Raw genomic sequence first — 14,707 nt, 5'->3', positions numbered from 1 at the left:
TTAATTGCTTTGGATTGTTGTCCACCGGGCTTGTATGGCTTCTTCACCGGCGGCTTTTCTTAGTTTACCCGGTTTAAAATTAACATCAGCCGTTGCAAATTCGGGGATATTAAATGTCTTAATAAATCCTTTGTAGAATTCCGGATCTTTCTGCGGCAGAATAAAAGGTTTCGAAGTCATTCCGCTTTTGTCCACGAATGATATGTAAGGTCTCGCCGTTAATCCGTCGCCTCTTTTACTACTGAAAACCAACCAGTTCCCGTTTTTTGACCAACTGTGGTAACTCTCGGTAAAATCGCTGTTGTTAGCACATCTGGCAACCTGTAAGTTTTCAAGGTCGATCGAATATAGATCGGCTTCTTTATGCCAAATCGAAAAACAGCCGTAATCATGCAGGGTAAAAATAAGTACATCTCCGGATGGAGATACTCGTGGAAATGAAACACTCTTTCCGATTGCTGCTGCATCAAAAATTAATTCAGGTTCAGAAAATCTTCTTTTCCCGGGATCAAATCCAACACGGTATAAATTGTATTTCGTATCGCGGTAATCGTAATTATGTGCAATTTGGACTGCCCGGCAAAAATACAGGTAGCGTCCATCGGGCGACCATTCCGGATATGTATCCATATACTGTTTATCTGGATCGACAGGAACCTGCATTATTTCATTGTCATCAAGGTCGTATAAAACAAGCGATGAATTCAGATCGGAAACTTCAATCTTTTTGTTTTCCATGGCATGAAATTGCTGCACCACCTTATTCGAGGAAAAAGCTACATATTCACCCGAAGGATGCCATCGCGGATACACGGCACCATTTTGCATTTCCTTGGTTTTCAGGTTCACTTTCTTTAGTTCATCACCATCAGCAAAATAAGTTCCGCCCAAATTACCCCGCATGTGAAACATAAAGTCCTCCGAGTTCTGATTATTAAAAGCATGGCAGTTCACGCAATTTTGCCCGACAACATTGTTCTCGATGACTGCTTTTTCCTCGAAACTCTCCAAACTTCGTTGCACAATACTTATCTCGGACCAGCTCTCGTAACCCGGATACAATAAGCGATAGTACAAAAACGGATCGATCTTTTGGGAAGAAACCGAGTTGCTGAAAGTCCTGAATGCCGTCCATTTTCCTTCGCGCTTTACAAAAACATCAAAATGTATCGTTTTGTCCGCATTCGCGATGAGTAATTTTTTCCACTTCTTCTCCGGAAAATGAAATACTGAACGACGATTTCCCCGAACACCTAATTCTTCACCGTTATCGCCACTTACTTTCACATAAAAAGCATCTCCTTCTTCGTTAACTTTAAAATTCAGCGGAGCAATGTTGGCGGGTATAATCAAATCGGAATAATCGGGCTCTATTTTGGGATTACTGTCAGTGGCTTTTACCTCCTCACCCGGAGTTCCTGCGCATCCCCACAGAAAAACACCACATACCAACAGCACTAACATCCATCGCATGCTCATAAGTTTAGATTTTGTATAAAGTAAAAATTGAAATTCGTATTAACCAAATATTTACATAGAATATTACAGATAAAATGCAGTACTCTATCTTAACAAATGGAATAAAAACTGAACTACAAATTTAAATTTCACACAAAAAACTATTTTTTAATTTCAAATCGTTTTGCGAATTAATTATAATTTCTACATTTGTTTCCAAACTCAACAATATACGATGAGAACATTTACTAACATTCTAGTCATTCTGGTTGTCATTCTTGGATTTTCTGAGGAAGGCTAGCGTATGTTATAAAGTGAAACAATATTTACAAGCCTTTCTCGAAAACAGAGAAAGGCTTTTTTAATGTATAAACCGACAGTAAAAGACGAAATAGTATGCAGATTCCATTAAGAAGCGATACTACAACAAAAGGTCGCAGAATGGCCGGAGCAAGAAGCCTTTGGAGAGCAAATGGAGTAAAAGAAGAACAATTTGGCAAACCTATTATTGCCGTCGTAAACTCATTTACCCAGTTTGTCCCCGGTCATGCTCACCTTCACGACATTGGCCAGCACATAAAAGGCCTTATTGAAGAACACGGTTTCTTTGCCGCTGAATTTAATACCATAGCGGTAGACGATGGAATTGCAATGGGACACGATGGGATGCTCTATTCGCTTCCATCACGCGATGTAATTGCCGACAGTGTGGAATACATGTGTAATGCACACAAAGTAGATGCGATGGTTTGCATCTCGAACTGCGACAAAATAACACCCGGAATGATGATGGGTGCCATGCGTTTAAATATCCCAGCAGTTTTTGTTTCTGGTGGACCGATGGAAGCCGGTGAAGTCGACGACAAACAACTCGACCTGGTAGATGCCATGGTAATGGCCGCTGATTCAAAGATTTCTGATGCTTATCTCACTCAGGTAGAGCAGAACGCCTGTCCTACCTGCGGATCATGTTCGGGAATGTTTACAGCCAATTCGATGAACTGCCTGGCAGAAGCCATTGGAATAGCACTTCCGGGTAACGGAACGATAGTGGCAACCCACGCTAACCGCAAACGCCTTTTTGAAGAAGCGGTGGAGAAAATCGTGGCAGCTACAAAAACTTATTATTACGAGGGCGACGACCGTGTGCTTCCGAGAAGTATTGCATCGCGCGATGCTTTTATGAATGCCATGAAACTGGACATTGCCATGGGTGGATCGACCAACACAGTGCTTCACTTGCTTGCCATTGCACACGAAGCCGGAGTTGAATTTACTATGAGCGATATCGACCAGCTTTCGCGAAAAACACCAAATCTGTGTAAAGTGGCGCCAAACTCGCATTACCACATTCAAGATGTGAACCGTGCCGGTGGGATTCTATCCATTTTGGCAGAACTCGACCGTGGCGGATTGCTTGAAACCAAAGTAAACCGCATTGATGGGAATACACTTGCCGAAGCCATTGCAAAATTCGATGTAACGAGCAAAAACGTTAGCGACGACGCGATAAGAAAATTTAAATCTGCTCCCGGAGGCGGAAGAAACCTGGTGATGGGTTCGCAAGAAAGTAGGTTCAAAGAGCTGGATACCGACCGCGAAAAAGGCTGTATCCGAAATATTGAACACGCATACAACCAGGACGGCGGGCTGGCCGTACTTTTTGGTAACATTGCCGAAAAAGGTTGCATCGTGAAAACCGCAGGTGTTGATGAATCCATTTTCAAATTCACCGGGACAGCAAAAGTTTTTGATTCGCAGGAAGATGCTGTAAACGGCATTTTGGGCGAAACCGTACAAAAAGGCGATGTGATCGTTATTCGTTACGAAGGTCCGAAAGGTGGTCCCGGAATGCAGGAAATGCTCTACCCTACTTCGTACCTGAAATCGATGCAACTGGATAAAGACTGTGCCCTGATTACCGACGGTAGATTCTCCGGTGGTACTTCAGGACTGTCAATTGGCCACGTTTCGCCAGAAGCAGCAGGCGGAGGCGCCATCGGACTTATTCAAAACAATGATAAAATTGAAATTGATATAACGGCACGTTCGATCAACCTTTTGATTTCGGAAAAAGAACTTGCTAACCGCCGAAAGGCAGAAGAGGCCAAAGGCGACAAAGCCTGGAAACCTGCAACACGGCAGCGTAAAGTCTCTAAAGCGCTTAAAGCTTATGCCAGTTTGGTTTCCTCGGCCGATTTGGGTGCAATCCGACTAATCGATTAATCAATTAATAAAACAAAATATAGACATAGCCTGTTATTGGCACAAAAAATAAACAGTATGACAGCTAAAAAAGTTACCGGTTCAGAAGCAGTGATCCTTTCTTTACTGGAAGAAGGAGTTGATACCATTTTTGGATATCCGGGTGGTGCGATTATGCCTGTTTACGACGCATTGTATGATCACGACAAAAATGTTAAACACATTCTAACCCGCCACGAACAGGGTGCCGTCCATGGTGCTCAGGGTTATGCAAGAGTCACCGGAAAACCGGGTATTTGTTTCGCAACATCAGGTCCGGGTGCAACCAACCTGTTAACAGGAATTGCGGATGCGATGATCGATTCCACTCCGCTGGTTTGTATAACAGGTCAGGTGGCGTCACCATTGCTTGGTACCGACGCTTTCCAGGAATCAGACATCGTGGGTATGTCCATTCCTGTTACCAAATGGAACTACCAGGTTACCACTCCCGAAGAAATTCCTGAAGCAATTGCACAAGCATTTTATGTGGCCAACTCAGGACGCCCGGGGCCGGTACTGATCGACTTAACAAAGGACGCCCAGTTTGGCGAACTCGATTTCGAATATAAAAAGTGTACAAAAATACGTTCGTACCTTCCGGAAATGCCGGTTGATCCGCATGACGTAAAAGCCGCAGCTGATTTAATCGATGTAGCCAAAAAACCAATGGTTCTGTTCGGACACGGTATCATTATTGGGCGTGCCGAAGATGAATTAAAAGCTTTTGTAGAAAAAACTGGAATTCCAGCTGCATGGACAATACTGGGGCTTTCGGCTTTACCAACCGATCATCCGCAAAACGTTGGAATGTTGGGAATGCACGGGAATTACGGTCCAAACCTGCTTACAAACGAAGCCGACCTGATCATTGCCGTGGGTATGCGTTTCGACGACCGGGTGACAGGCAAAGTAAGCGAGTATGCGAAAAAGGCCAAGATTGTTCATATCGAGATCGATCCCGCCGAGGTCGATAAGATCATTAAAACCGATGTAACGGTTGTAGGCGATGCCAAAAAAGCACTGAAAATGCTCACTGCTAATGTAAAAGAAAACAACCATTCCGAATGGATGGAGGAGTTTCACAAATGCATGGAAATTGAGCGTGAGAAGGTAATCGATAAGGATATCCATCCCACTAAGCCGGGATTAACCATGGGTGAAGTAATTAATCTGGCTTCGGAAAAAACCAACCACGATGCGATTCTGGTAACCGATGTAGGCCAGCATCAAATGATTGCTCAGCGCTACTTCAAATTTAAACACTCGCGCAGCAATGTTACTTCAGGAGGTTTGGGAACCATGGGATTTTGCTTGCCTGCCAGTATGGGCGCTCAACTTGGAGCCCCCAACAGAACTGTTATTGCAGTGATCGGAGACGGTGGTTTTCAAATGACGATCCAGGAACTTGGAACGATCGCACAAAACAAACTTCCGGTAAAAATAATTGTACTGAACAATCACTTCCTCGGGATGGTGCGCCAGTGGCAACAGTTGTTTTTTGAAAAACGCTATTCGTTCACCGAGTTGCAAAACCCCGACTTTATCACCATTGGAAAAGGATTTGGAATTGATGGTCACAGTGTTGACAAACGAGAAGATCTGGAAAGTGGAATCCAAAAAATGCTGGATCATGACGGTCCGTATTTGCTGGAAGTTACCATTGAAAAAGAAGACAATGTGTTCCCGATGGTACCAACAGGGGCTTCGGTTTCAGATGTAATGCTAGAGCCATAAATCAACCAATAACGCTTAAAACAAACAAAATGAAGAAAGAATTCATCATAACAATATATTCCGAGAACCACATTGGTTTGTTAACCAGAATAACCATTGTTTTTACCCGAAGAAAAATCAATATCGATAGTTTAACCGTTTCGGAATCAGCCATTAACGGTATTTTTAAATTCACCATTGTAATTCACGAAACGGAAGCACAGGTGAAAAAGGTCGTGCGTCAGCTCGAAAAGCAGGTAGATGTATTAAAAGCATTTTACCACACCAACGAAGAAATGGTGTACCAGGAAATTGCCTTGTACAAAGTTCCCATTGAGCCGATTTACGAAAGCGACGATATAGAAAAGATCGTTCGCAGAGCAGGTGCGCGTATTCTGGAAATCACGAAAGACTATGTGGTTATTGAAAAAACAGGTCACAAAGAAGAAACGCAGGCACTGTTCGAAGAACTCAATAAGTTCAAAGTATTGCAGTTTATCCGTTCAGGACGTGTGGCCATTACCCGTGATCCGATCGAACGTCTTTCTGAGTTCCTGAAAGAGAGAGATGCTCTATTGAACAGCATGGATTAAAAATCAAGAATATTCATAACAATCAATATGAATCAGCCTGTTCGGTTTCGAACAGGCTTTTTTATTTCAAATTACTCGAAAATCACTAATTTGTGGTATGAATGAAGTAGATCAATACATTTCCAAATTTCCTGAGGACATTCAGAACTTGCTTCAGCAGATGAGGATGACAATTCAGAAAGTAGCACCAAATGCAACAGAAAGCATATCGTATGGCATGCCTGCCTACAAGCTAGATGGAAAGCCTCTGGTATATTTTGCCGGATATAAAAATCACATTGGTTTTTATGCCACTCCGAGTGGTCATCGCGAATTTGCAGACGAACTTTCAGCTTACAAAAAGGGAAAAGGATCCGTTCAATTCCCGCTAAATAAACCGCTCCCCATCGATCTGATTCAACGCATTGTGCAGTTCAGGGTGAAAGAAAATACTGCACGCTAAACTTCGGGAAGTTAACAAATTCTTGCGATCCAGGAATAACATTTCCACGAAGAACTCATTTACATAGTTTTCGTACATTTGAATAGGAAAACGGAAAACAGAGCAACGGATGAAACTAGCTTTCCCAATACTAACCTTTATTCTGCTGATACTATTCTTGGCACCACAAAATAATTATGCTCAGGTGACTTTCCCGGAAGAAGATACTACTGTGGTTAACGATCCCCTTGAAGAGATCACCATTACTGCTTTTCGTTCGCCATACAACATTTTTAACACCCCGGCCCCCATCAACCTGATTTTAAGTGACAAACTTGAAAGTGGCGATGCCCTTACTCCGGTTGATGCACTTAACCAGATACCCGGTGTTTTAATGCACCATGGAACACTGAATACAAATCGTTTAACGATTCGCGGGATTGGTTCGCGAACACCCTACGGAACCAATAAAATAAAAGCCTATTTTGGTGAAATTCCACTCACTTCGGGCGATGGAGAAACGACTCTTGAAGACCTAGAAAATCTCTCAATAAAAAGGATTGAAGTCATTAAAGGCCCCTCATCAAGTTTATATGGCGCCGGACTGGCCGGTGTTATTCTTTTCCACCCGAAAATAGTAACAAAAGATTTTGTACAAAGCCGTACCACTGTAGCCTCATTCGGAACTATCAAAAACACGCTGTCAGCCGGAGTAAGCAACGGAAAATACAAGGTTTTTGCGCTCGGATCGTACCTGAACAGCGATGGGTATCGCGATAATAACTCCACCAAAAGAGGTAATCTGTTACTAAACAATACCTATCAATTCTCAGATAAATCCAATCTCCAGGTTTTGCTGAATACAACAAGCATGAAAGCCTACATCCCCAGCTCGCTCGATAAGGAAACTTTTGACACAACACCATACCGGGCTGCAGCCAACTGGCAAAGCGTAAACGGTTACGAGCAATACTCAAAAGCTCAAATGGGAGTCTCGTTCAACCGATTTACCACCCGCGAAGGAAAAATTTCAGTATCGCTTGTTGGAAGTTTGAAAGACCTGAATGAAAAAAGACCCTTCAATTACCTGGAAGAATCGTCGCGCTACCTGGCATGGCGGACAGAAGCACAAAAAATTATACACACCCAAAACTCACGTTTTGTTTTTACCACCGGGTTTGAAATGTTTCGGGAAAACTATGACTGGAAAACTTCGGACAACGAAAGTAAAGATCTGATCTCGGACAACAATGAAAAGCGACAATACGAAAACCTATTTTTTCAGATGGAGTCGAGTTTTAACGACAAAGTATTTTTATCGGCGGGAGTAAACGGCAACCTCACCCGCTTTCATTATAAGGATCATTATATTGAAAATGGCGATCAGTCGGGTGACCGAGATTACAAGCCGGTTGTTTCGCCACGTATAGGAATGAATGTACTTTTCACACGAAATTTTTCTGTTTTTTGGAATGTCAGTCATGGATTTTCTACCCCATCGTTTGAGGAAACCTTGTTACCCGAGGGTGAAGTGAATCCGGACATCAAACCTGAGACCGGATGGAACTTTGAAGCCGGATTTCGCTCGGTCATTGCAAAACGCCTTCAGTTTTCAGCCAGCTACTACCGCATTTACATCAAAAACTTATTGGTTGCCCGTCGAACGGGAGAAGATGCGTATGTTGGAGTGAACGCCGGTCAATCGCTGCATCCGGGGCTGGAAGCCGAACTCAGCTGGAAAGCGATTACACACAAAGGAAATACTTTGCTCGCTGTTTCCGCAAATGGCACACTGGCCGACTATCATTTCACCGATTTTATTGATCTGGGAAAAGATTATTCCGGGAATCTGCTCCCCGGTACAGCACAAAAAATGATGTCAATCTCAGCAAATCTTTACCCCGTTAAAAACTTCAATATAAAAACCTGGTACCATTATAACGGAGAGATGCCCGTTAACGATGCCAATAGCGATTATTCTGATGCATTTGGGATTACCAACTTCGAACTTCAATACAAAGGAAGTATTGGCCGGCTTGAAATTGGATTGCAGGGTGGTATTCAAAATATTTTTGACGTACATTATGCAGCCATGCTTGCTGTAAATGCTCCTTCTTTCGGGGGAAATCCACCTCGATATTATTACCCCGGGAATCCAAGAAATTATTACGTTACTGTTTCGTTAGGATTACTGGAAGCGGCGAAACATTAAAGAGATTTTCGTTGAACAAATTGGAACGGACTTTTAATACGCCGAAAGTCTTTGCTGAGAATCATTTCTGCAGCCATCCGTCCAATTTCGTCATGATTGGTTGAGATGGTGGTAATTCCGCCTTCAAGGATCTCTTTTACGGGATTATCGTTGTAGGCCACTACACCAACATCGGTTCCCAGCTTATAATGTTTATCCTGGCATATTTTCACAAAGCGGTACAAATCTTCGTCAGCCACCAGCACGTATGCCTGATGTTTTTCAATCCCGGCTTCTTCCAGCGAATTAATAACAGAGAAATCAAATTCATTAACCTGGCTGAATATCTTGAATCCTCGCATGATGTTTTTAGAATAAAACTCACTTTTCGGAAAAACAAGATTTATTTTGTTGTATTTCCTGAGCAACGCAATTCCCTCGTGCAATGCGCTCTGGATATCTTTTTCAAACTCCTGATAAACAACCGGATAATCATTAAGCACATCCAGGTTCCGATCGATCAGGAGAACTTTCTTTTTTTCTATTTTTCGAATGATCTCGGCACCTTTAACACTCTTTTCAGCAAATTGTGGCAAGATCACAAAGTAATCGTAATTGTGTTGCTGGTTTTCGATGATCTCCTCGAATTTACTGATCGAATAGTTATAAATAAAAACATCCACGTCGGCCCTGGCCCCCATGGTCTCAACAAACGAATAATAGAGATTTCTTTTGTAATTGCTGAGCTTATTAAAAACCAGCGCAACCTTAAATTTATTCTGAAGGTTGGCTTTGTTCACATAATAACCTTTCCCGCGAACTGGTGAGAGTATCCCTTTTTTGCGCAAATAAACGTAGGCCTTTTCAACCGTATCGCGCGAGAGTAACAGTTCTTCACTGGTTTCATTGATGGATGGAACACGCTGACCCTTTTTAAAAATACCGGCCTCAATATCCGAGATGATCAATTCAACCACCTGCTTGTATTTTGGTATTTCCGATTCGTGATCGATGCGTTCCAGATTCGTCATACTTTCTTATTTTGAAATAATTTTGATGGTTGTTCTACGGTTTTGCTTCCTGCCTTCCGCCGTTTCGTTACTGGCAATGGGACGTGTGTCGCCATAACCTTCCGAAACCAGCCTGCCAACCTGAATATTGTGTTCCGCTAAATAATCAACCACCGATTGTGCCCTTCGCTTTGATAGTTCGAGGTTACTTTCTGGATTACCCGAGCTATCAGTGTGTCCCTGAATCTCTACCCTTAATTCTCTATTATTTTCAAGGAAGGCAACCAGTTTTTGCAATTCCGGTTCCGACTGTGGTAAGATCCGGAATGAATCGGTTTCGTAATAAATATTGTACAATTCCATTTGTGCGCCCACCTCTATTGGTTCCAGTTCAATGTTTAAAATGATTGGATCAGTAAGCGTATTCTCATTGGCCAGTTGCATCGACTGCGAATAAAAGAGGAATCCATCTTCCGATACATTAAAAGCATAATTACGACGCAAGGGTAAGACCAGTATAACTTGTCCCTTTTCATCGGCACACTGTATCCGGCTCTTTTCAACTTTCGAGTTCAAATTCACCAGTTCAATTTCGGCAGCAACAGGTTCCTTTGTTTTTTTATTGGTTACAGTGGCTTGTACATAAGTTACCGGATTCGGTTGCAAGCCTCTGTCAAGATTGAAGGAAAAGATATCAAGTCCTCGTTCTGAATCCCGTGCCGACGAAAAATAAGCGATGTCGCCAATCGAGCTGATCGTTAATCCCATATCATCGCGATAAGTATTTATCGGGTATCCCATATTTTTGAGGTTATTTACCGTTCCGTCAACATCGATCTCAGCCGAATACAAATCAAAACCTCCCATGCCGATGTGAGCGTCGGAAGCAAAATAAAAATTTTGATTGTTAGCATGAATGAACGGTGAAATTTCATCGCCGTCGGTATTAATCGCTTCCAGGTTTTCGAGTTTGCCCCATTTGGGATTTCCAAGCTCAGAAAAGCCCAAAAATTCGATGCGCCATATGTCTTTTTTCCCTTTACCTCCTGGACGGTTACTCGAGAAGTACAAGTAGTGATTATCGGATGAAAGCGATGGCTGAGCTTCCCACGACCTTGTATTCAAAGGTTCTCCGGCATTACACGCCGGTGTCCATTTCCCGTCGACCATACGCGAAAAAAAGATATCGCAACTGCCAAATCCATCCTCACGGTTACAGGCCGTAAAAAACATGATCTTTGAATCGGCCGACAAAGTTTGAGCACCTTCATTATCAGGTGTATTTACTTCACTGATTGGTTCGGCTTCCCACTGAATCGAATCGAGATCGGCCACAAAAAAATCTTCCTGAGGACGCGATACCGAATCTTTTAACAGCCGTGTGAAAACCAGATGTTTCCCGTCTAAAGTTGGGGTTGGCCAGTATTCATCATTCGGACTATTGACGTTATCGCCCAGGTTGTTGGGCTCGAAATCGACAGGATTTGCTATGGAGTTTATCGCAAACTTGCAACTGGCCATTTTACAGGCGAGTAAAAATTGCCGCTTCTCGGGAATGGCTTTGTTGACCTTATATTTTTCATAAAAACTTAATGCTTCCGAATACATACCTAAGCGGTAAAACGCCTCTCCCAACCTAAAATCAATCAAGGGATTATCGCTGTTTTTCTGTGCCTTTGTCAAATGATTGATTTCAAGTCGCGTTGAATCCATGTCCTTGTACATTTCGGCCAGCAACAAATGCGTATTTACATGTTCCGGATCTTTTTTCAATATCTCATCACAAACATCGATCGACTTGGTGTAATTGTTTTCAGAATAAAGCGTTCGGGCAGCTTCAAACATTTTTTCAGTGCGTTTGTCGCCCTGTGCAGCCACCTCTAACGACAGGTTAAGCAACACCAATATTATAATCAACAGCTTTGAATATCTCATTACTAACGGCTTACATTTATTAAGCAAAAACAACATTTTTAACGGCTTTGGTATTTACTTGAATTACTTTTTTTCCTATTTTGCCCTAAAATACAAATTTATAACAGATTCTAATTTTTAAATATCAGACGCATGAAATGTAACGGTTGCAAGCAAAAAACATTTCATGGGAAATTGTAAAAAGTCTTAGTTTAATTTGTGATGAAAAAGAATGAAAAAAGGAGAGATAATGGCGATCTCGACAAATTCGACAGGAAACAAAAAAGAGTTTCAGGATCAAAAAAGCAAGGTTCTTCAAAGCACAGGCTTTCCATTTACGACGATTTTGAAGACGAAGAGTTAAACGATTATTCATCTGAAGACGACGAACTGGACAATTAAAATTCACTTCAAATACTAATTCCGACGAAGGGTTGCAATTACTGCGAATCCTCGTCGCCGTAAAATGCTTCTATTCCCGGGTAGTGATAGCGGGCTTTCGCAATTTTCTCGGGGAATACAAAATAGGCTAAGTTTGCCCGCGCGCACTCAACTCCGGAACCGTTGTACAATGAAGCGGATATATTGGCTATCCGTCCTTCCACCGATTCCAGCTTTCCGCGAACCATAATTTCACCGCCGGCAACCGTCACAGGTTTCAGGTATTTCACCTGCATATCGCTCGTTACCCCGGTGGTTTTCAATTTTAACATGGTCACCCATCCGCCTATTTCGTCGAGCAGTGTGGCCTGAATCCCGCCGTGTAAAACACCGATCCAACCTTCGTAAGTTCGCAGGGGATCCCATTTTGTTACAATCTCTTCTCCGTCTTCCCAAAACTCGAGTTGCAGTCCCGAATCGTTATACGGCGAACAGGCAAAGCAATTGTATTCGCCTTTGTTCTTTGGATCTTTCCAGGGATTTCTGATTTTTTTCATACTTCAGATTGTTACTCTAATATTCCGATTGTCCCCCGACGGAGGACAAGAGCTCTGAAGAAGCGCCACGTAGTATTCCATGGCCTCTTCATCTAAGAAATAAAAAGGCCGGTTTTCACCAGCCTCTTATCTCCTTTATGCAGCTTTTAATTTCCTCCCAAAATCAGTGGTAGTCCATCTTCTCCACTGCCAATCACAATTACTTTCGAGTTTGGCGATTCAGCTAATGAAGTCGTGGCCTCAATACCTCTTTGCTTCAATATTTTATCCGTCAAACTAGCATTAATAATCCGGTTATAGTTGGCAATACCTTCTGCTTCAATTCTACGGCGTTCAGCTTCTGCCGTTTCTTTGGTCAGTCGGTATTCGTAGGCCAGTGACTCCTGTTCCTGCTGAAGTTTGGCTTCAATAGCTCCTTTAATTTGCGGCGGCAGATTAATTGAACGAATAAGCAAAGCTTTCATATCAATAAAATTCTCGCCCAGCGTTTGTCTTGTTTCAGTAATAATGGCCTGCTCCACCTCTGCCCTTTTGGTCGAGTAGATCTCTTCAGCCGTGTAACGCCCGGCTACCTGGCGAACCGACGACCGAACTTCAGGAATAACAAGCACATTGATAAAATTAACACCAAACTGTTCGTGCAGGAAGCCGATTTTATCGTAACTCGGATTAAAACGTACGGTTACGTCGGTATTAATCGATAAACCGTTTTTATCCAGCACGTCCATGGTTTCTTCGCGCTGCTGTTCGCGAACATTGTAAATGTACATTTCGTTCCACGGTGCAATTACATGGAATCCCTCACCGTAAATATTTTCTTTATCCAATCCGGTTGTATAAGGACGGAAAATTACACCGCGCTCACCGGCTTCGATAATTAGAAACATGCGGCCGCCAAAAAGCAGCAAAACGATTAAGGCAATAACACCTATGATGATGTACGAAGACTTAAAATTGAATTTCATAGCACTCTTTTTTGTAGTTTGCACAAATGTACAAAGTTTAACGATTTCCGGGCACGTTCATTATGATTAATTTGAATCACTCGCTACTGTCATTTCTGAACATTCTGTTATATTTGAAGAACAGTAAAAACACCTGTTCATGAAAAAGCTGCTTTCTCTTCTTTTCCTGCTCACCGTTTCTACGTTTATATTTGCGCAAGACTTTTTTGATACTGATTTTAATACGAAAAAGCGGTACATCATTCTTTGTGATCCGACGGTTAATCGCATCAAAACCATTCAATACCTCACCCAAAAAGATATTTTCCAGGTAAAAAAGAATAAGGTTCGCTTTGTTGGTGTATATTTTGAGGATCAGAAATACGATTTTGCTGAAACCAAAGCCTACATTGAGGGAAACGACCTTAAAAACTTCTTTCTGCACGAAATTGACGGAGATATTGAGGTGGATGAACTGTTTCAGAACAACGAACTTTCAACTCAGTTTAAGAAAGTGTTTGATAATTCTATTGGTATCATTTTCTTTGGCGGCCCCGATATACCCCCCGCAGTTTATGGCGAAGAAAACACTCGCTCGTCGACCAATGATCCGGAACGGCATTACTTTGAAGCAAGCTTCCTGTTTCACCTGCTTGGTGGAAGTCAAAACGAAAACTTTATTCCTTACCTCTCGGAACGCCCCGATTATGTAGTTACAGGCTTTTGCCTGGGTATGCAAACCATGAATGTAGCCACCGGTGGAACACTGATTCAGGATATTCCTGAAGAGATTTACGGCGCCAAAACTGCAGAAGAAACCGTAAATATTGGCCGTGAAAACCTGCACCGAAATTACTGGCAGGAGCTTGTTGATGACGACCAGTTGATGGGTATCAACCTGCATACAATACAATTCACCGATCACCCGTTTTTTGGCGATGCTGTTAAAACCCGTAAGAATGCCATGCCGCGCATCTACAGTTCGCATCACCAGGCTGCCGAAAAAATTGGAAAAGGACTGGAAGTAACCGCCTTGTCTCCCGATGGAAAAATTGTAGAAGGACTGGCTCATAACAAATACAAAAACGTATTTGCCGTACAATTTCACCCCGAAGTCCCGGCATTGTACGAAAACATGACACAACGCAAATTTCATCCCGACGATGTACCACAATCGTATTTCAACATCATCGGAAAATCAAGCGTTCGATTTCATAAAAATTACTGGTTGTACATTTCGAAAGTGCTCAGTGATGTAAAGATCAAAAAGTACTGACT

General features: G+C 42.4%; 12 protein-coding genes. 7 read left to right on the top strand and 5 right to left on the bottom strand.

The genetic code is table 11. The features are described from left to right. Positions 1 to 1,473, bottom strand: a complete 1,473-nt coding sequence (locus WFY05_RS16610) for a TolB family protein (RefSeq protein WP_340114030.1) — start codon at positions 1,471 to 1,473, stop codon at positions 1 to 3. 381 nt (positions 1,474 to 1,854) lie between these two features. Between WFY05_RS16610 and ilvD the strand changes: the two genes are divergently transcribed. The 5 genes from ilvD (at position 1,855) to WFY05_RS16585 (ending at position 8,644) form a co-directional block, all read left to right on the top strand. Next, the gene (ilvD, locus tag WFY05_RS16605; protein ID WP_340114029.1) at positions 1,855 to 3,684 is read left to right on the top strand and encodes a dihydroxy-acid dehydratase; all 1,830 of its coding nucleotides are present in this window, start codon (positions 1,855 to 1,857) and stop codon (positions 3,682 to 3,684) included. A 57-nt stretch (positions 3,685 to 3,741) separates the two neighbouring features. Then, positions 3,742 to 5,439 carry a biosynthetic-type acetolactate synthase large subunit gene (gene ilvB, locus WFY05_RS16600; RefSeq protein WP_340114028.1) on the top strand — a complete coding sequence of 566 codons (1,698 nt, stop codon included), beginning with the start codon at positions 3,742 to 3,744 and terminating at the stop codon, positions 5,437 to 5,439. Positions 5,440 to 5,468: 29 nt separating this feature from the next. After that, positions 5,469 to 6,011, top strand: a complete 543-nt coding sequence (gene ilvN, locus WFY05_RS16595; RefSeq protein ID WP_340114027.1) for an acetolactate synthase small subunit — start codon at positions 5,469 to 5,471, stop codon at positions 6,009 to 6,011. A gap of 97 nt (positions 6,012 to 6,108) precedes the next feature. Next, positions 6,109 to 6,453: an iron chaperone gene (locus WFY05_RS16590; RefSeq protein ID WP_340114026.1), complete on the top strand. Its 345-nt coding sequence runs from the start codon at positions 6,109 to 6,111 to the stop codon at positions 6,451 to 6,453. 109 nt (positions 6,454 to 6,562) lie between these two features. Next, positions 6,563 to 8,644, top strand: a complete 2,082-nt coding sequence (locus WFY05_RS16585; RefSeq protein ID WP_340114025.1) for a TonB-dependent receptor — start codon at positions 6,563 to 6,565, stop codon at positions 8,642 to 8,644. Here WFY05_RS16585 and WFY05_RS16580 read toward each other — a convergent pair. Continuing rightward, entirely contained in the window at positions 8,641 to 9,654 is a 1,014-nt protein-coding gene (locus WFY05_RS16580) for a GntR family transcriptional regulator (protein WP_340114024.1), read from the bottom strand. The two genes, WFY05_RS16585 and WFY05_RS16580, sit on opposite strands and share 4 nt — an antisense overlap. A gap of 6 nt (positions 9,655 to 9,660) precedes the next feature. Further along, complete coding sequence (locus WFY05_RS16575; protein WP_340114023.1) at positions 9,661 to 11,568, bottom strand: OmpA family protein; 1,908 nt, start codon at positions 11,566 to 11,568, stop codon at positions 9,661 to 9,663. Between the two features lie 201 nt (positions 11,569 to 11,769). Between WFY05_RS16575 and WFY05_RS16570 the strand changes: the two genes are divergently transcribed. After that, positions 11,770 to 11,949 carry a hypothetical protein gene (locus tag WFY05_RS16570; RefSeq protein ID WP_340114022.1) on the top strand — a complete coding sequence of 60 codons (180 nt, stop codon included), beginning with the start codon at positions 11,770 to 11,772 and terminating at the stop codon, positions 11,947 to 11,949. Positions 11,950 to 11,987: 38 nt separating this feature from the next. Here WFY05_RS16570 and WFY05_RS16565 read toward each other — a convergent pair whose 3' ends face one another. Beyond that, complete coding sequence (locus tag WFY05_RS16565) at positions 11,988 to 12,485, bottom strand: PaaI family thioesterase (protein ID WP_340114021.1); 498 nt, start codon at positions 12,483 to 12,485, stop codon at positions 11,988 to 11,990. A 146-nt stretch (positions 12,486 to 12,631) separates the two neighbouring features. Beyond that, positions 12,632 to 13,450: a prohibitin family protein gene (locus tag WFY05_RS16560; protein ID WP_340114020.1), complete on the bottom strand. Its 819-nt coding sequence runs from the start codon at positions 13,448 to 13,450 to the stop codon at positions 12,632 to 12,634. A gap of 139 nt (positions 13,451 to 13,589) precedes the next feature. On the opposite strand from WFY05_RS16560, the gene WFY05_RS16555 reads away from it, so the two are divergent. Then, positions 13,590 to 14,705, top strand: coding sequence for a gamma-glutamyl-gamma-aminobutyrate hydrolase family protein (locus WFY05_RS16555; RefSeq protein ID WP_340114019.1), 1,116 nt, complete (start codon positions 13,590 to 13,592; stop codon positions 14,703 to 14,705). The last annotated feature ends 2 nt before the right edge of the window (positions 14,706 to 14,707 follow it).

It is taken from the genome of Maribellus mangrovi, from assembly GCF_037646455.1.
GTDB classification, from domain to species: domain Bacteria; phylum Bacteroidota; class Bacteroidia; order Bacteroidales; family Prolixibacteraceae; genus Draconibacterium; species Draconibacterium mangrovi_A.
This window is presented reverse-complemented; position numbering and strand designations above follow the sequence as displayed.

Coding starts and splice junctions, on each gene's coding strand:
- WFY05_RS16570 (WP_340114022.1), top strand. CDS start 11,770: ATGAAAAAGAATGAAAAAAGGAGAGATAATGGCGATCTCGACAAATTC.
- WFY05_RS16590 (WP_340114026.1), top strand. CDS start 6,109: ATGAATGAAGTAGATCAATACATTTCCAAATTTCCTGAGGACATTCAG.
- ilvD (WP_340114029.1), top strand. CDS start 1,855: ATGCAGATTCCATTAAGAAGCGATACTACAACAAAAGGTCGCAGAATG.
- WFY05_RS16585 (WP_340114025.1), top strand. CDS start 6,563: ATGAAACTAGCTTTCCCAATACTAACCTTTATTCTGCTGATACTATTC.
- WFY05_RS16610 (WP_340114030.1), bottom strand. CDS start 1,473: ATGCGATGGATGTTAGTGCTGTTGGTATGTGGTGTTTTTCTGTGGGGA.
- ilvB (WP_340114028.1), top strand. CDS start 3,742: ATGACAGCTAAAAAAGTTACCGGTTCAGAAGCAGTGATCCTTTCTTTA.
- ilvN (WP_340114027.1), top strand. CDS start 5,469: ATGAAGAAAGAATTCATCATAACAATATATTCCGAGAACCACATTGGT.
- WFY05_RS16565 (WP_340114021.1), bottom strand. CDS start 12,485: ATGAAAAAAATCAGAAATCCCTGGAAAGATCCAAAGAACAAAGGCGAA.
- WFY05_RS16580 (WP_340114024.1), bottom strand. CDS start 9,654: ATGACGAATCTGGAACGCATCGATCACGAATCGGAAATACCAAAATAC.
- WFY05_RS16575 (WP_340114023.1), bottom strand. CDS start 11,568: ATGAGATATTCAAAGCTGTTGATTATAATATTGGTGTTGCTTAACCTG.
- WFY05_RS16555 (WP_340114019.1), top strand. CDS start 13,590: ATGAAAAAGCTGCTTTCTCTTCTTTTCCTGCTCACCGTTTCTACGTTT.
- WFY05_RS16560 (WP_340114020.1), bottom strand. CDS start 13,450: ATGAAATTCAATTTTAAGTCTTCGTACATCATCATAGGTGTTATTGCC.